Origin of the sequence: Kocuria sp. PD6, from assembly GCF_031844145.1 — a bacterium.
Classification (GTDB): domain Bacteria; phylum Actinomycetota; class Actinomycetes; order Actinomycetales; family Micrococcaceae; genus Kocuria; species Kocuria marina.
Genome location: NZ_JAUZUS010000012.1, coordinates 38,956 through 56,424, shown reverse-complemented (window position 1 = coordinate 56,424; position 17,469 = coordinate 38,956). Strand labels below are relative to the sequence as shown.

13 protein-coding genes are annotated in these 17,469 nt (G+C 69.8%); 2 read left to right on the top strand and 11 right to left on the bottom strand.

Going from position 1 to position 17,469, the window contains the following annotated elements:
• Positions 1 to 2: 2 nt before the first annotated feature.
• From pknB to Q9R22_RS11285, 7 genes are read right to left on the bottom strand one after another with little or no spacing between them, the layout of a single operon-like run.
• A complete protein-coding gene (pknB, locus tag Q9R22_RS11315) occupies positions 3 to 1,973 on the bottom strand; it encodes a Stk1 family PASTA domain-containing Ser/Thr kinase (RefSeq protein ID WP_131333640.1) in 1,971 nt (656 codons plus the stop codon).
• A 5-nt stretch (positions 1,974 to 1,978) separates the two neighbouring features.
• Positions 1,979 to 3,790: a protein kinase domain-containing protein gene (locus tag Q9R22_RS11310; RefSeq protein ID WP_131333638.1), complete on the bottom strand. Its 1,812-nt coding sequence runs from the start codon at positions 3,788 to 3,790 to the stop codon at positions 1,979 to 1,981.
• Positions 3,787 to 5,229 (bottom strand): penicillin-binding protein 2, encoded by a 1,443-nt coding sequence (locus Q9R22_RS11305; protein ID WP_131333636.1) that lies wholly within the window; start codon positions 5,227 to 5,229, stop codon positions 3,787 to 3,789. The genes Q9R22_RS11310 and Q9R22_RS11305 overlap by 4 nt, the downstream gene beginning before the upstream one ends.
• The gene (locus Q9R22_RS11300) at positions 5,226 to 6,956 is read right to left on the bottom strand and encodes an FtsW/RodA/SpoVE family cell cycle protein (protein ID WP_311254207.1); all 1,731 of its coding nucleotides are present in this window, start codon (positions 6,954 to 6,956) and stop codon (positions 5,226 to 5,228) included. Before Q9R22_RS11300 ends, Q9R22_RS11305 begins: the two co-directional genes overlap by 4 nt.
• Complete coding sequence (locus Q9R22_RS11295; RefSeq protein ID WP_131333634.1) at positions 6,953 to 8,545, bottom strand: PP2C family serine/threonine-protein phosphatase; 1,593 nt, start codon at positions 8,543 to 8,545, stop codon at positions 6,953 to 6,955. Before Q9R22_RS11295 ends, Q9R22_RS11300 begins: the two co-directional genes overlap by 4 nt.
• Before the next feature lie 3 nt (positions 8,546 to 8,548).
• A complete protein-coding gene (locus tag Q9R22_RS11290; protein ID WP_131333633.1) occupies positions 8,549 to 9,070 on the bottom strand; it encodes an FHA domain-containing protein in 522 nt (173 codons plus the stop codon).
• A gap of 1 nt (position 9,071) precedes the next feature.
• Positions 9,072 to 9,917, bottom strand: coding sequence for a DUF3662 and FHA domain-containing protein (locus tag Q9R22_RS11285; RefSeq protein WP_131333631.1), 846 nt, complete (start codon positions 9,915 to 9,917; stop codon positions 9,072 to 9,074).
• Between the two features lie 281 nt (positions 9,918 to 10,198).
• Here Q9R22_RS11285 and Q9R22_RS11280 point away from each other — a divergent pair, with 281 nt between their 5' ends.
• A complete protein-coding gene (locus Q9R22_RS11280) occupies positions 10,199 to 10,918 on the top strand; it encodes a hypothetical protein (RefSeq protein WP_131333629.1) in 720 nt (239 codons plus the stop codon).
• Positions 10,919 to 11,087: 169 nt separating this feature from the next.
• Here Q9R22_RS11280 and Q9R22_RS11275 read toward each other — a convergent pair whose 3' ends face one another.
• Positions 11,088 to 13,136 (bottom strand): NADPH-dependent 2,4-dienoyl-CoA reductase, encoded by a 2,049-nt coding sequence (locus tag Q9R22_RS11275; protein WP_131333627.1) that lies wholly within the window; start codon positions 13,134 to 13,136, stop codon positions 11,088 to 11,090.
• 52 nt (positions 13,137 to 13,188) lie between these two features.
• Positions 13,189 to 13,407, bottom strand: a complete 219-nt coding sequence (locus Q9R22_RS11270) for a hypothetical protein (RefSeq protein WP_131333625.1) — start codon at positions 13,405 to 13,407, stop codon at positions 13,189 to 13,191.
• Between the two features lie 412 nt (positions 13,408 to 13,819).
• Here Q9R22_RS11270 and Q9R22_RS11265 point away from each other — a divergent pair, with 412 nt between their 5' ends.
• Entirely contained in the window at positions 13,820 to 14,404 is a 585-nt protein-coding gene (locus tag Q9R22_RS11265) for a Dps family protein (protein WP_131333623.1), read from the top strand.
• 171 nt (positions 14,405 to 14,575) lie between these two features.
• Here the strand turns inward: Q9R22_RS11265 and Q9R22_RS11260 are convergent, their stop codons facing one another.
• Positions 14,576 to 16,204 (bottom strand): DASS family sodium-coupled anion symporter, encoded by a 1,629-nt coding sequence (locus Q9R22_RS11260; protein WP_131333621.1) that lies wholly within the window; start codon positions 16,202 to 16,204, stop codon positions 14,576 to 14,578.
• A 58-nt stretch (positions 16,205 to 16,262) separates the two neighbouring features.
• A complete protein-coding gene (gene serA, locus Q9R22_RS11255) occupies positions 16,263 to 17,459 on the bottom strand; it encodes a phosphoglycerate dehydrogenase (RefSeq protein WP_131333618.1) in 1,197 nt (398 codons plus the stop codon).
• Positions 17,460 to 17,469 lie beyond the last annotated feature (10 nt).

The window sequence follows — 17,469 nt, the reverse complement described above, 5'->3', positions numbered from 1 at the left end:
TCTCAGCCGTCGCCCCCGCGGGATGCGGTGGGGCGACTCGTGGGCTGGGGCTGCGTGGGTTGGGGTGCGGCATCCGTGGGTTCGGCGGGAGTCGTGGGTTCCGCCGTGGGCTCGTCCTCGTTCGTCGGGGACGGGGTGGGGCTCGGCGTGGGCGTCACCTTCCGGGCCACCGTGAGCGTGATCGTGGACCCCTGGCTCACGGAGGACCCCGCGGGAGCGGACTGCCGCAGCACCGTGCCAGCCTCAGCATCCTCTGTCTCGCGGATCTCCACGTCGTAGTTGAGTCGCACGTCGTCCGCCCGCAAGGCCTGTTCGGCCTCCGCGCGGCTGCGGCCGACGACGTCCGGGACCGTGACCTTGCCCGTGGACACCTGCAGTTTGACCGCGCTGTCCCGGGCCACCGAGGCGCCCTGTCCGGGATCGGTCGAGAGCACCACGTTGTGGGGCACGGTGGCGCTGTTGACCGTGCTGACCGGGCCCGCCGTGAGGCTGGCCTGCTGCAGGGACTGGCGGGCGTAGTCCAAGGATTGGCCCACGAGATCGTTGGGCACGGTCACGTTCTCGGGCCCCTCGGAGACCACGACGGCCACCGAGGACCCCTGGTCCACCTGGGTCCCCGCGGCGGGGCTCATGCTGATCACGTGCTTGTCCGGCACACTGTCACTGTGCTGCGTGGTGAACGTGGGGTTCAGCCTCGCGTCCCGCAGGGTGTTCTCCGCCGTGGTGCTGTCCATCCCCGTGACCTGGGGGACGCTCACCTGCGCGACCTGTTCGACCTGCTGGTCCTGCCACCACCGCACGCCCAGCACGGTTCCGCCGACCAGCAGCGCGAGCACGAGCAGCAGCACCACGGGCACGACCCACAGGGGCCTGCGACGGCGCCGTTCGTACGGCGCGGAGGCGGACGCGGGGGCGGCGACGGGCGCTGGGTCGTCGGCCGCGGCGGCGTCGTCGAACCGGCCGTACTGTGCGGAGACGGTGGGCTCGGCGTCCTCGCTGCGTCCCGCGGCGGTCACGGCGGCGGCCGGGGTACCGGCGCCCACTGCGGGCAGGGTCTTGGTGTGAGAGTCGGCAGTGTGGGCGACGTTGATGGGCTGGGTCGCCCCGAGGTTGCCGGGCAGTTGCCCGCCGAGTTCCCGCAGCGCCCGGCGCATCTGCCCGGCGTCCACGAACCGGTCCCGGGGGTCCTTGGCCAGGGCGCGCTCCATGAACCGGTCCACGGCGGGCGGCAACTGCGGGTTCAACGCCGACGGCGCGGGCGGCGCGTCCCGCACGTGCTGCGCGGCGATCGCCACGGAGGATTCCCCCACGAACGGCGCGCGCCCGGTCAGCAACTCGAAGAGCACGCACGCGGCGGAGTACAGGTCCGAACGGGGATCCACCGCGGCCCCGCTGGCCTGTTCGGGGGAAAGGTACTGTGCGGTGCCGAGCACCGCCTGGGACTGGGTCAGCGCGGCCTGCGTGTCCTCCACGGCACGCGCGATCCCGAAGTCCATGACCTTGACGCTGCCGTCCGGGGTGACCTTGACGTTGGCGGGTTTGATGTCCCGGTGCACGATCCCCGCGCGGTGGCTGAAGGACAGGGCGTCCATGATGCCGAGCATGTACTCGATGGCTTGTTCCGGGGTGACCCCCGGCCCGTGCATGAGTTCCCGCAGTGTGCGCCCGGGGACGTATTCCATGACGATGTAGGGGCGCAGGACACCGTCCGGGCCCTGGGGGCGGATCTCCCCGGTGTCGTAGATGGCCACGATCGAGTGGTGGTTGAGGGACGCCACGGCGTGGGCCTCGCGCTGGAACCGCTCGTGGAACGTCTCGTCCGCGGCCAGCTCCGGGCGCAGGATCTTGATCGCCACGCGACGGCCCAGACGCACGTCCTGTCCCACGTGCACCGTGGCCATGCCACCGCGGCCGATGACCTCACCGACCTCGTACCGGTCGTTGATCAGATCCGGCAGTCCCGACGTCCCCATGCGTGTCAGCCGCCCGCGCCGCTGCCGGGAGCGCTCGGAGCCGCGAGCGCCCCGTCACCGGTGCCCTGCACGGGGTTGGACTGCCCCGATCCTGCCTCGGTGCGGGCGCTCTGATCCGTGGTCCCCTGGGCGCCGGTGTCCGCCTGGGTGTTCGCTCCGTTCTGGCCGGTCTCCCCGGCGCCGTTGGTGGCTCCGTTACCGGCCCCGCCGTTGTCCGCGCCGCCGCCGTTACCGGCGCCATTGCCCCCGCCGTTGGTGGGAGCGGGCTGAGCGGTCTGCTGCGGTGCCTGGGTGTTCTGGTTCTGCTCGGGCTGTTGCTGCGGTGACTGCGTGGCACTGGTGCCCCCGGTCCCGGCGCCCGAGGTCGTCTGGGCACCCGGGGTCCACGCGACGTACATCACCACGGTGGAACCGACCTTCACCCGCGAACCGGCCGCGGGTTCCACGGAGACCACGGTGTTCTCCGCCTGACCCGTGCCCTGCTGCAGCCGCTTGTCCACGTTCACGCCCATGGCGGTGATCTCGGAGGCGACCTGGTCCGCGTCGCGGCCCACCATGTTGGCGGGCAACACCACGGTGTTCGCGGTGGGGCTCACGGTGGAGGACGTGACGATGCCCGGTGCGGGGGAGCCGGAATCGTCCCGCGAGGAGAAGAAGTACACCCCGGCCATGGCCAGGGCCACCAGAAGTGCGAGCAGCGGCAACAACCACGCCCACACGGACGTCTTGCGCCGCTCACCCTGCGGGGTGGAACCGCGCTGCGAGTTCGGTGGCCGGTTCACGGCGTCGAACTGTGCGGTAGAGGGGTGGGCGCTGTACTTGGGGTCCGGCTGGGCCGCGGCTGCGGCCGAACCGGTCACTCCCGCGGCGGCCGTCCAGGACATGGGCCGGGTGCTCGGTCCCGAGACCGGTGCGATGGCCTCGGTGGGTTGCTCGTCGGAGAAGTCCTGGGACAGGAACGGCTGCATCCCCGGGACCATCGTGACCGCGGCCGTGACGTCCCCGCGGCGCAGCGCATCCACGGCGTTGGCGAGCTTGCCCGCGTTCTCCGGGCGTTCCTCCGGGTCCTTGGCAAGCATGGACATGATGAGGGCGCGCACCGGGTCCGGGATGGAGTCCGGCAGCGCGGGAGGGTTGTCGTTGACCTGGGCCAGGGCGATCGCGATCTGGGATTCCCCCGTGAAGGGGCGCCGGCCGGCGAGCAGTTCGTAGCCGATGATCCCCAGGGAGTAGATGTCCGAGGAGCCCGTGGCGGTCTGACCGGTGGCCTGCTCGGGAGCCAGGTACTGGGCCGTGCCCATGACCTGGCCGGTGGCCGTGAGCGGCACCTGGTCCGCGAGCCGGGCGATGCCGAAGTCGGTGACCTTGACGCGGTTGTCCGGGGTGATGATCAGGTTGCCGGGCTTCACGTCCCGGTGCACGAGCCCTTGCGCGTGCGCGGCGGCCAGGGCGCGGGCGGTCTGGCCGATGTAGTTCAGGACCGTGTCCGGGTCCAACGACTTCTGCCGGTCGATGATGTTGGACAGCGGTTCGCCGGGCACGAGTTCCATGACCAGGAACGCGGAGCCCTCGTCCTCGCCGTAGTCGAAGACGTTGGCCACACCCGGGTGGTTGAGCAGGGCGGTGTGGCGGGCCTCCGCCCGGAACCGCTGCAGGAACGTGGGATCCCCGTTGTACTCGTCCTTGAGGATCTTCACCGCGACGATCCGACCCAGGACCTGATCCTTGGCCTTCCACACCTCGCCCATGCCGCCGATGGCAATTCGTTCCGTCAGGGCGTAACGACCGCCCAGGGTGGTGTTCGACGATGGTCTCACTTGTTCAACACCGCCTCGAAGAGTTGCCGTGCACTGGGGCTGGTCAGGGAAGACCCTGTGGTGACGTCCACGTCCTCGACCACCACGGCCACCGCCAACTGGGGGTCGTCGGCGGGCGCGAATCCAGTGAACCACGAATCGTTCAATCCGTCCCTGCCGATCTCCGCCGTGCCGGTCTTCCCGGCCACCTGCACGCCGGGCACGGCCGCGCCGGACGCGATGCCGTTACTGACCACGGAGGTCATCAGGTCCTTGACGGTGCGCGCGGTCTCTGTGTCCGTGGAGCGGCGCAACTGCTCGGCCTGGAACTGGTCGATCACGGACAGGTCCGAGGAGCGCACGGTCTTGATGAGGCTGGGACGCATCATCACACCGTCGTTGGCTATAGCCGCGGAGGCCATGGCCACCTGCAGCGGGGTGGTGCGGACGTCGTACTGCCCGATCGAGGACAGGGCGAGTTGGGCCTGGTTCATGTCCTCGGGGAACACGGACGGGGTGACCTGCAGCGGGATGTCCAGGTTCTGGCCGTAGCCGAAGTTCTGCGCTGTCTGGCGGATCTTGTCCTGGCCCAGGTCCATGGCGATGTGCGCGAACGGGGTGTTGCAGGACTGCTCGAGCGCGAAGCGCAGGTCCACCTGGGAGCGCGCGGCACACCCGCCCTGGCGGTAGTTGGGCAGGCTAACTGTCGTGTCCGGGAGCGGGAGCTCGTTGGGGTTCGGCAGCGTGGTGTCGGTCGTGTACTTCCCGGACTCCAGCGCGGCCACGGTGTCGATGATCTTGAACGTGGAACCGGGGGAGTACAGGTCCCCGCTGATCGCGCGGTTCACGAGCGGCTTGTCCGGGTCCGCGTTCAGGGACTGGGCGGCTGCGACCACCTGGTTCGTGTCGTGCGAGGACAGGGCGTTCGCGTCGTAGCTCTTGCGGGAGACCATGGCCTTGATCTCGCCGGTCTTGGGGTCCACGGCCACGATGGAGCCGTTGTGACCCTCCAGTGCGTTGTACGCGATGCGCTGCAGCTCGGGGTCCAGGGTCAGCTCCACCGAGGCGCCCTTGGGCTGGTTCCCGGAGAACAGGGACACCACGCGGTCGTAGAACTGGTCGTCGGACGCGCCCGAGAGTTGGTCACCCATGGCGGATTCGAGTCCCGTGGCCCCGTAGACCAGGGAGAAGTACCCGGTGAGGTTCGCGTACAGGGGGGAGTCCGAGTAGACGCGCTGGTGCGCGAAGTCGCCGTCCGCGGGCACGGAGCGAGCGATCTCCTTCCCGCCCACGAGGATCGAGCCGCGGTCCCGGCCGAACTGTTCGTACAGCGTGCGGTTGTTCCACGGGTTGGCCTGGAGGGCGTTGGCCGCGAAGAACTGCACGTACGTCAGTGTCAGTAGCAACACCACCATGATGGCCACGGCCATGAGCCACATGCGCCGGATCGCCTTGTTCACCGGGTCCCCCCTTCCTGGTCGTGCGCGTTGCCGCCGGATGCGCCGCGTTCACCGGACGACGACGCCGCGTCACCCCGGGTGCGGTCGCTCCGGGAGGCGCCCGTGGCGCCATGGCCGGCGGAACCGCTCGAGCGATGCGTGATCCGCGAGATCGCCTCGGTCGCGGATGCCGATTCCGCCGCGCCCGGGGACGCCGCGGCGTCGTGGGATACGGACGTGGTCCGCGACAGCGACGGGGTGGGCTCCGTGGCCGGCTCCCGGACCGGGGCGGCGTCGGCGCCGTCGGTGCGGGTGCGCTCGTCGTCGCGGCGTTCCTCGCGGGCGCGGAGGCGGCGCTCGAAGGTCGCGAGGTCCTCGTCCGTGGCGGGACCGGTGACCACGGGGCGCCGCGCGCTGTGGGAGATGGCCAGCAGGATCGCCACGATGATCCAGTTGGACAGCAGGGACGACCCACCGGCGGACATGAACGGGGTGGTCAGACCGGTCAGCGGCAGCAACCGCGTGACACCGCCGATCACCACGAGCAACTGCAGCACCATGAGCGAGGACAGGCCCGCGGCCAACAGCTTGCCGAACGCGTCACGGGTACCCAGGGCGGCGCGCAACCCGCGGGTCGCGAAGAGCAGGAACATCACCAGGATCGCGCCGAGCCCGATCAGCCCGAGCTCCTCACCGAACGCCGTGATGATCATGTCCGAATTGGAATAGGAGACCAGGTCCGGGCGCCCCTGACCCAGGCCCTGACCGAACAGCCCGCCGGAGGCCAGACCGAACAGTCCCTGCACGATCTGCGCCGAGCCACCGGGGGAGCGGTTGTAGACGTCCGGGTTGAAGGCGTCCAGCCACGCGTCCAGGCGCAGGGCCACGTGGGAGAACATGCGGCTCGCGGCGAAACCTCCCACGGCCATGAGCAGCACGCCCAGCACGATCCAGCCCAGGCGTCCCGTGGCCAGGTAGACCATGGCCAGGAACAGGCCGAAGAACATGATGGCGGTACCCATGTCCTTCTGCAGCACCAGCACGCCGATCGCGATCACCCACGCCGCGAGCATGGGGGCGATGTCCCGGAACCGGGGCAGGCGCACGGGGCCGATCTTGCGCCCAGCCAGCAGGATCAGGTCCCGGTTGGTCGAGAGGTAGCCCGCGAAGAAGATGGCCAGCGTGACCTTGGCGATCTCACCGGGCTGGAACGTGCGCCCGGCCACCGAGATCCACAGTCGGGCGCCGTTGATCTCCACGCCGAGGCCCGGGATCATGGGCAGCAGCAGGAGCACGGCGGAGAGCAGCAGCATGATGTACGTGACGTTGCGCAGTCGCCGGTGGTCCTTGAGCAACCACAGCACCACGCAGCACGCGAGCATGGCCACGCCGGTCCACACCACCTGGGTGTTGGCGGCACTCTGGTTGGTGGACAGGTCGATGCGGTGGATCATCGCCAGCCCGAGCCCATTGAGCGCCACGGCCAGCGGGAGCAGGTAGGGGTCCGCGTAGCGCGCCCGGATCCACAGCACCACGTGCACCAGCAGGGCGCCCACGCCCAGCACGGTACCGCTCATGATGATGTGGCGGGGATCCGCTTGGGCGCGTTCGGGATCCACCAGGATGTTGGCGCCCACGCCGATCACCAGGGCCACGAGCAGCAACAGCAACTCGGTGATCCGCCGCGGCCTGGGGCGCACGGGAGTCTCTGTGCCGCGCTCGGGCGCGGCGTTCACGGTCGAACTCATCGGTTCTCACCCCCGGGGGCCCCCGAGGCACCGGGGGACGTACGCGGGGTGGCCGAGCCACTCGGCGACGCGCTCGCGGACGGGTTCGGTGTGGGGGTCGTGACCGTCACCCGGCCCGTGGGGCGGGGTTCGGGTCCGCGCGAGGACTCCAGGTCCGCGACGATCCGTTCGGCCTCCTCGCGGCTGCCCGCGGGGATCGTGGCGCGCACGCGGTCCTGCGCGTACTGGGACAGGGAGTCCACGGGGATCTCGGTGGTCGCGCTCAACTCGCTCAGCGTAATGGGACCCAGGGACTGCGAGACCCCCTGGAACACGGCCACGTGACCCCGGTCCTCACCCACGTAGTACTGGGACGAGGTCCAGGCACGCGCACCCCACCCGCCGAGCAGCAGCGCGAGGGCGAGCACGACGACGCCCACGATCCACGCCGCACGACGGCGTTTGGTCCCGCGCACGGGGTCGTCACCCTTGCGACGCAACAGGCTGCGTACCTCGGCGGGATCGGTGGTCACGTCCAGCGTGGAGGTCGCGAGCATCGTGGCGCGGCGCTGGATCGCCGAATCCGAGACGGTAGGGATACGCCCCGTCTGGGTCGCGTTCGCCGCGGCACCCACGAGCAGGTGGGGACGCTCGGCCAGGTCCCGGCGCAGCACGGAGGCCGAGGACTGGGTGGGCTGCGATGTGGTGTGGGGGTAACCGGGTTCGCGGTAGTCGGTGCCGCCGCCGGCCACGGGGGAGTCCATGGGTCCGTCCCAGTGCTCCACCTCGGACTCGCTCATGAGTTGCTCATCCGACGTGCGAGACTGATCCGGCACGGCCCCCTGGCTCTCCCCGGTCATGGGGTGGGCCTCGCTGCCCTGGGGGATCTCGTCCACCTGCACCACAACCACGGTCACGTTGTCCGGGGCCCCGCGGTCCAGGGTCAGTTCCACGAGGGAGTTCACGATCTGGTTCAGATCCCCCGTGGAGCGCATCACGTTCTCGATGGTCTGAGCGTTCACCACCGCGTTGAGGCCGTCGGAGCACAGCAACCAGCGTTCACCCACGGCCGGGCGCACGGTGCGCACCTCGAGTTCGGGGGAGGCGTCCACGTCACCGAGCACCCGCATGAGCACGTTCTTGTGGGGGTGGGTCTCGGCCTCCTCGGGCTGCAACCGGCCCTCGTCGATCAGCCGCTGGACGAACGTGTGGTCGGTAGTGACCTGCTCGAAACCCTCGGCCTCGGACAATCGGTACGCGCGGGAGTCCCCGATGTGCGCCACGCAGATCTCGTCCCCGTCGATCAGCAGGGACGTCACGGTGGTGCCCATCCCGCCCAACCGTGGATTGGACTGCACGAGTTTCGCGAGGTTCTGGTTGGCGTTCTGGATCTCGTCCGCGAGCACGGTCTCGGCGTCACCGTCGTAGCCGGCGTGGTCCAGGTGGGTCAGGTCGATCACCGCGGAGGCCGAGGCGACGTCACCCCCCACGTGACCACCCATCCCGTCCGCGACGACGGCCAGGTAGCGGCCAGCGTAGGCGGAGTCGTCGTTCTTGGAACGGGCCCGGCCCACGTCGGAGCGAGCAGCATATCGGAAAGCAATGGGCATGGGCTACGGCCTCAGTTCCATCACGGTGCGCCCCACCCGGAACCGGGCGCCCGGGTCCACCACGGTGGCGCGGGACAGTCGCTGGTCCTGCAGGTAGGTGCCGTTCGTGGACCCGAGGTCCTCCAGGAACCACTTGGATCCCTGCGCGAACAGGCGGGCGTGGCGCCCCGAGGCGTAGTCGTCCTCGAGCGGGATGGTGGCCTCTGCGGAACGGCCCAGCATCACGGGGGCCGATCCCAGTTGGAAGCTACGCCCGGCGAGCGGGCCGTCCACGACCACGAGCTGTTGCGCGCGCGTACGCGCACCCCCGGTGGTGGGGGCGGCGGGGCGGGGGTTCTGGGGTGCCTCCTGGCGGGGTTCCCGTGCGCGGGCGTCACGCAGTTTCTCGCGGCCACCGCGCACGGCCGCGCGGGCCTTGCCGCCCACGGTCAGGTCACGCGCCTGGGAGAAGACCACGGCGGCGATGAAGATCCACAGCAGCGCCAGGAATCCGTAGCGCAGCAGGGTCACGGTCAGTTCGGACACGTCAGCGCCTCTCCCTCGGGAGCATCAGTCGGAAGGTCAACCTGGTGCGCCCCACGGTGATCACGGAACCGTCCACGAGCTGGGCCCTGCCCTGGATCCGCTGGCCGTCCACATAGGAACCGTTCGTGGAACCGAGGTCCACGGCCAGGAAATGGTCCCCCTGGCGCCGGATTTCGAGGTGCTCGCGGGAGACCCCCGTGTCCTCCACGGTCACGTCCGCCTGCGCGGAGCGGCCCACGCTCACGCGGTCCGCGTTGAGCGTGAAACGTTCGGCGCCCACCTGGATCACCGGCACCGGTTGCAGCCCGGCCTGGTCGTCGACCGGGTCGTGATAGCCGCCGGGAACGTGGTCCGCAGCGTCGTCGTCGGCCGAATGAGCGGCTTGGCCATCGCGCGGGCGGGCGTGCGGGGCGGGCACCGGGGGTTGGGGTGCGCGCGCGGAGGTCCCGGCGTCCGCGGGAACCTCCGGTGTGCTCGTGCGCTCGAACGAGGACAGGATGTCGAAGTGGCCGGCCTCGAGTTCGGACTGGCGCGTGAAGCTCACGCGCACCGCGCCCTGCAGGGTATAGGCCTGCGAGCGCGCGTGGCGGATGACGACGTCGCACAGTTCCTCGGCCAGTTGGACGCCCCATTCCTGGGCCCGGGGGAAGTCGTCGTCGGAGAACTCCACGGTGAAGACGTTGGGTGCCATGGTGCGGCCCGCGGGAACGGTGAAGGACTCCTGGTCCAGTTCACGGCGCAGGGCGCTTGCGATCTCCACGGCCTCGACCCGCTTGCGAGAACCCGCGGTGAAGGCGGTGCGGACCACCTTCTCGATCCCGTTCTCCAGCCCGGTCCAGAAACCCATCCCGCCTCCTTCCTCGGTCAGCCAGTGGCGCTGCGCGGCGTGCGACCGCAGGGGGCGGCGGTACACACGGTCATGGACAGTGTTCAGAATAGTAGCCGGACAGGCTGAGTGGGCGGTGACAGCGCGCGTGATCCCGCTGGGAGCGCGCCCGGCCGGGCAGGACGCGGTGGCCGGCCCGGCGCGTCGCGGCGTACCGCGGTGCAGCGCGGGTGGTCAACACACTGCGACTTCTACCGACGGACCCTCGACCCGGTCCCCCGGGGCGGGCGATACTCGGGACCATGAAGCGACCCCAGAAGATCCTGACCCTCGGTTCCGCCGCACTGCTGAGCGCCTCGTTGCTCGTGGGCTGCGGGAACACCACCCAGAACCAGGCCCCCGCGCAGACCGACGCGACCCAGGGCGCCGGGGACGCCACCGGCACCACGCAGGACGCGGCCACGCCCGACGCGACCGGTGCATCCCCCTCCGACACCGCGTCCGCTACGGACAGCGCCTCGCCGTCCGACAGCGCCTCGCCCACGCGCAGCGCGTCCGGCAGCGCGAGCCCGAGCGGTTCGGCGTCCGGCGTGGCCGTCAACGGCGGGCAGGCCGCCGCGCTGGCCGCCGTGGACTCCGCGCTGGCCCAGCACCAGGGTGGTGACGTGGTGGAGATCGACTACGACCGCCGCGCGGACAAGTTCGAGGTGGACCTGATCGCGGACGGTAACGCCCACCAGGTCACGGTGGACGGCACGGGCAAGAACGCCCAGGAGGACCGTGCGGACGGCCGCGCGGATGAGGACGACGTGGCCGAGCTGCGTGCCGCGTCCGTGGGTGCGAAGGACGCGATCAAGCGGGTCTTCGAGTCCGCCGAGTCCGAGTCGGGCACCAAGGTGCTGGACGAGGCCTCCCTGGACGAGGACGACGACGTCGTGCGCTGGGAAGTCGAGCTCGACATCGACAACCGGGACAAGGAGTACACGGTCAACGTGCAGGACGGCAGCGTCACCGCGCGCTGACGTCCCGGGGCGCCGCTTACATACACCGTCTTGCCCCCCCACTCCTGTCGCTTCGTGGGGTAAGGCAGGGGCGGATCACCGGGGACGCCCCTATGAGCCGCTGACCGAGCGCCCCGCTGCACACTGACAGCGGGGCGCTCGGTGATCGCGTCGTGACTGCGACGCCGTATCAGGGCAGCGACGCGGCCAGTTCCACGGCCTCACGGATCGCGCGTTTCGCGTCCAGTTCCGCCGCCACGTGCGCGCCGCCCACCACGTGCACGGGGCGCTCCCCGTTCTCTCCCGCGAGTTCCCGGGCGAGCTCGGCGCGGGGTTCCTGGCCCGCGCACAGCACCACGGTGTCCGCGGAGATGATCCGTTCGATCCGGTCCTCGGTGTCCGGGTCGCCGGTCTGCGACGCATCCCGCTGCGCGGGCGCCAGGACGTGCACGCCCTGTTCGTCGATCCGCACGTACTGCACCCCGGTTACGAACTCCACGTCCGCCATGCGCAGTTCGGCGCGGTGGATCCACCCCGTGGTGGTGCCCAGTCGCGCTCCGGGCTTACCGGCGCTGCGCTGCAGCAGGGTCACGCGCCGTCTCGGTTTCGACGGCGCCGGGGCGAGCAACCCGCCCCGCGCTTCCAGCGAGCGGTCCACTCCCCACTCGGTGTAGAAGTCGGAGTGCGGGTCGTGCGTGAGGAAGTGCGCGACGTCGAATCCGATCCCGCCGCCGCCGACGACCGCCACGCGCTCACCCACGGGGGCGCCGGCCAAGACGTCCTTGTACCCGAGCACCGTGGGGCCGTCCTCCCCGGGGATGCCGGGGACGCGCGGGGTCACGCCGGTGGCCACGACCACGCGGTCCGCGAAGGCCACGTCCTGCGCGGTGGCGGTGTGCCCCGTGCGCACGGTGACCCCCAGCTCGGCCAGGCGCGTGCTGAAGTAGCGCACGGTGTGGGCGTAGTCCTCTTTGCCCGGGATGCGCAGCGCCAACTGGAACTGGCCGCCCAACTCCGGTTGCTCCTCGAACAGGGTCACCCGGTGACCCCGCTGCGCCGCAGCCTCCGCGAAGGCCAGCCCGGCCGGTCCGGCACCCACCACCGCGATCCGCTCCGCGGTGCGCGTGGGGCCCAGCACCAGCTCGTCCTCGCGCATCGCACGCGGGTTCACGAGGCATGACATGCGGCGGCCGGAGAAGGTGTGGTCCAGGCACGCCTGGTTGCACGCGATGCACGTGTTGATCTCGGCGGGGCGCTGTGCGCGGGCCTTGGCCACGAATTGCGGGTCCGCCAGGAACGGGCGGGCCAGGCACACGAGGTCCGCGTCCCCGCGTTCGATCACCGCTTCTCCGATCTCCGGGGTGTTGATCCGGTTGACCGCGGCCACGGGTAAGCTCAGGTGCTCGCGCAGTGCCCTGCTGACCCATGTGAACCCCGCGGGCGGCACGCTCGTGGCGATCGTGGGGATCCGGGCCTCGTGCCACCCGATCCCCGTGTTGATGATCGACGCCCCCGCGGCCTCGATCTCCCGGCCGAGCTCCAGGACCTGCGCGAACTGCTGGGCGTCCGGCACGAGGTCCAGCGCGGAGAGCCGGTACATGATGAGGAAGTCCGGGCCTGTGGCCTCGCGCACGCGCCGGACGATCTCGGTGGCGAACCGGCGGCGAGCGGCGTCGGACCCGCCGTACCGGTCGGTGCGCTCGTTCGTGTGGGCCACGAGGAACTCGTTGATCAGGTATCCCTCGGAGCCCATGATCTCCACGCCGTCGTAGCCCGCGCGCTGCGCGAGGTGCGCGGCGTTCGCGAAGTCCTCGACCGTACGCTCGACCTCCGCCGTACTCAGCTCGCGCGGCGTGACCTTGTTGATGGGAGCGCGGATGGCCGACGGCGCCACGGCGTCCTCGTGCATCGCGTACCGTCCGCTGTGCATCAGCTGCAGTGCGATCAGCCCGCCCTCGCCATGTACCGCGTCCGTGACCGTGCGGTGCGGATCCAGTTGGTCCTCGCGGCTGAGGTGCGCACCGCCGCGGCGGGCAGCGCCCTCCGGGTTGGGGGAGATTCCGCCCGTGACGATCAGCCCGGCGCCGCCGCGCACGCGTTCCACGTAGAAGCGCGCGAGCTCGTGCTCACCGCCCGGGACCTCCTCAAGGCCGGTATGCATGGACCCCATGATCACGCGGTGGGGCAGGGTCAGCGAACCCACGCGCAGCGGGGACAGAAGATGGGGATAGGAACTCATCCGATACTCCAGGTCTCAGGTATTTCTTCCACCCTAGAGCCCGTGAGCTGGATCACCAATCCGACCGGGCCGTGGCAGCCACAACTGGACCACGGATCACGCCACCGCCGTGAGGGGGTACCGCCAGGGCGGCGCCCACGACGCCGTCCACGAGCGTGCCGAGCGCGATGCTCAGCAGCACCACGAGCGCGGCCCACGGCCCCGTGGTCACGAGGGCCACGAGAGCAGCCACCGCAGCGGTGCCCCGCACGTAACCACCCAGGATGCGCACGGTGTCCCGGTCGGTCCGGCGTAGCTTCTCGGTGTGGCGCGGCGGGAACCAGCTCAGCAGGAAACCCCCGATCCGTTCGGCCTCCGCGGCGGGATGGGTCGAGGGGTCGGTTCAGGCGGAGTTCACAACCCGCATCCGGGCGGCTCGCGGATTCCCGCTCGCGTTCCGTCAGCGGGGTGTCGTGCCGCCGCACCGTAGAGGCGTTTCGGGACCAGAGCACCGTGGAGGCGTTTCGGGACCAGAGCGCCGTCGGGCCGATCTTCCGGGCACCCCGAGGCCACGAGCGCCCCAGGGCGGTGGCTCCCGTGTGACCCCTGGTGCAATGCTCGCGTCCTTGTTATTCTGAATACATCAAAATAAGACGGCATGGTGTGGTTCCACCCCGGGACCACCGCCCCACGAGGAGGTTGTCATGGCCAAGAAATCCACGAAGAACGCCAACTACACCGTTCCGGGTCTCACCACGGAGCAGGGCCACGGTGTGGCCGAGATCCTGCAGCAGCGGCTGCACGCGCTCAACGACCTGCAACTGACCCTCAAGCACGCCCACTGGAACGTGGTGGGTCCCAACTTCATCTCCGTCCACGAGATGCTGGACCCGCAGATCGAGAAGGTCCGCGGGTACGTGGACGAGCTCGCCGAGCGCATGGCCACCCTGGGTGTGCCGCCGAACGGTCTGCCCGGCGCCATCGTGGCCGAGCGCACGTGGGACGACTACGACGTCCAGCGCGCCTCCGGCGTGGAGCACCTCGCGGCACTGGACCTCGTCTACGACGGCGTCATCACCGACCATCGGGATGCCCTGGCCCGCATCAGCGACGTGGATCCCATCACCGAGGACATGCTGATCGCCCAGGTCCGCGGGCTCGAGCTCTTCCAGTGGTTCATGCGCTCGCACATCGAGTCCGATGCCGGCGTGCTGGAGAACTCCGCCGCCCGCACGGAGAAGGACGCCGCCAAGGCCGTCAAGCGCGGCCGGGTCGCCAAGAAGAAGTAACCACACATGTAGTAGAAGGACCCCCGGATCCGCATCATGCGCTCCGGGGGTCCTTCTACTGCGGTCGGGTGCCGCCGCACGCTGTCGTATGCCTTGGAGAACGACGACGCCGCTTGCGGCCACCCTGCTAAGGCGGCGCCGCGCCGTCGTCGCCGGATGGGCGACCGCGGGTCAGAACGCCAGGTTGAACACCCACACGCCCAGGGTCATGGTCGTGGCGGTGATCAGGACCAGGGCGATCAGGTTGAGCCCGATCCCGCCCTTGATCATCTGCCCGATGGTCACGTACCCGGAACCGAACGCGATGGCGTTGGGCGGGGTGGCCACCGGCAGCATGAACGCGCACGTGGCGGCGAGCGCCACGGGGATCGCCAGGAGCATGGGGTCCACGCCGATCCCCATGGCCACACCGCCGGCCACGGGCAGGAACGTGGCCGCGGTGGCCGTGTTGGACGTGAGCTCGGTGAGCAGCAGGATGCCGCCGGCCATGATGAGCACGAGCAACACCACGGGCAGTCCGCCGAGACCCTGGGCGCGCTCGCCGATCCACTCGGTGAGCCCGGAGGTGGAGAACTGCGCGGAGAGGGCCAGGCCACCGCCGAACAGCAACAGCACGCCCCACGGCAACTTGACCGCGGAGTCCCAGTCCAGCAGGCGCACGCCCGGTGCCGCACCGGCCGGGCACAGGAACAACAGCAGCCCCACGGCCATGGCGATGCCCGCGTCGGAGATGATGGGATCCGCGAAGAGCACCGGCACGAAGACCCAGGACAGCGCGGCGAGCACGAAGATGGCCAGCACGCGCTTCTCACCCGGGGACAGAGGGCCGAGCTTGGCGAGTTCGTCGTTGATGAGTTCCTTGCCGCCGGGGATCTCGGTGATCTCGGGCTTGAACAACACCTTGGTCAGCAGCACCCAGCACAGCGCGAGCAGCACCACGGCCAGGGGCACGCCCACGAGCATCCACTGACCGAAACCGATCGTGATGTCGTGCGCATCCGAGAGGTAGCCGGCCATCAGGGTGTTGGGCGGGGTGCCGATGATGGTTCCCAACGAACCGATCGACGCCGCGTACGCGATCCCGAGCATCAGCGCGGTGCCGAAGTTGGACTTGACGATCTCTTCCTTGACCTCGTTGTCCTGGGGGTCGATCTCCTCCGGGGCGGGCGCGGCGGAGGTGCCCTGCGCGGCGTCGGCACCGGAACCGATCTTGGTCACGAGCAGCAGCACGGACACGCCGATCGGCAGCATCATCACGGCGGTCGCGGTGTTGGACACCCACATGGACAGGAAGCCCGTGGCCACCATGAATCCCGCGATCATCTGTGTGGGCTTGGTACCGATCACCTTGACGGTGAGCAGGGCGATCCGCCGGTGCAGGTTCCAGCGCTGCATCGCGAGCGCGAGCAGGAACCCGCCCATGAACAGGAAGATGACGTTGTTGCCGTAGGACGCCCCGACGGCGTCGAACTTCACGTCCGTGCCGAGCGTGGGGAACACCACCAAGGGGACCAGGGCGGTCGCGGGCAACGGCAGGGCCTCGGTCATCCACCACACGCCCATGAGCACGGCCGTGGCGGCCGTGAGCCGGGCGGCATGGGGAACGTCCTGCGGCATCAGGGTGTAGATGAGCACCGCGAGCAACAGACCGCCCGCCAGGCCGATCCAGCGCACGGTGCGGGTGCGGGGTTTCTCCGCCTCCGCCCGTTCGCCCGGGGACTGGAAGTCCACCTCCTCACCGCGGTGAGGGTCCGGGTCCATGTTCTGCAGGTGCGCGCCGGGTACGGCCGGGTGACTCATGATGTCTCCACATCGTTGTGGGGGAAGGGGCGGTCACCCCAGCGTACGGCAGCGTGGTTCAGCTGACCGTGGCCACCCGGATGGTTTCGGGCAGGGCCTTGACGGCCGCCACCACGTCCTTCGTGACCCCGTTGCCGCAGTCCGTGACCAGATAGCCCATCTGCCCCTTGGTCACGAGCTGCTGGCGGTCCACGTTGATCCCGTGCTCGCCGAGCACCGCGTTCACGCGAGCCAGCACGCCGGGCAGGTTGCTGTGGATGTGCAGCAACCGGGTGCCGTGGATGTGGGGGTCCAGCTGCACCTCGGGGAAGTTCACGGACAGGCTCGTGGTGCCGTAGCGGCAGTAGTCGATGAGCTTGCCGGAGACGAAACCGCCGATGTTCTCCTGGGCCTCCGCCGTGGAACCACCCACGTGCGGGGTGAGGATCACATTGGGCAGCCCCTGCAGCGGGGACTCGAACGCCTCGCCGGCGACCTTGGGCTCGGACGGGTAGACGTCCAGGCCCGCCCCGGCCAGGTGGCCGGAGACGAGGGCCTCGCGCAGGGCCTCGATGTCCACCACGTGACCGCGGGACAGGTTGAGGAACAGGGAACGGGGGCGCATCTGGCGGAACTGCTCCCGGCCGAACATGTTGGTGTTGCTCTCGCGCCCGTCCACGTGCAGGGTCACGGTCTCCACCGTGTTCAGCAGTTGCTCCAGGGAATCGCACTTGGTCGCGTTGCCCATGGCCAGGCGGTCCACGATGTCGTAGAAGTAGACGTTCATCCCGAAGGCCTCCGCCACGACCGACAACTGCTTGCCGATGTTGCCGTAGCCCACAATCCCCAGGGTGCGGCCCCGCACCTCGTGGGAGCCCTTGGCGGACTTGTCCCACACGCCCTGGTGCATCGCGGAGTTCTTGTCCGTGAGGTGACGCGCCAGCGCGATTATCTCACCCAGCGCGAGCTCCACCACGGAACGCGTGTTGGAGTACGGCGCGTTGAACACGGCCGTGGCGGTGTCCGTGGCGGCGGTGAGATCGATCTGGTTGGTCCCGATGCAGAACGCACCCACGGCCTTGAGGGTGGGGTGCGCCTCGAACACTTCGCGAGTCACGCGCGTCTTGGAGCGGATCCCCAGCAGGTCCACGCCGTCCAGCGCGGCCATCAGTTCCTGCGGGTCCAGGGCACCCTTGCGGGTCTCCACCTCGAAGCCGCGGCTACGCAGCGAGTCGACGGCGTCGGTATGAATGTTCTCGAGCAGTAAGGCCTTCACCCGTCCATCC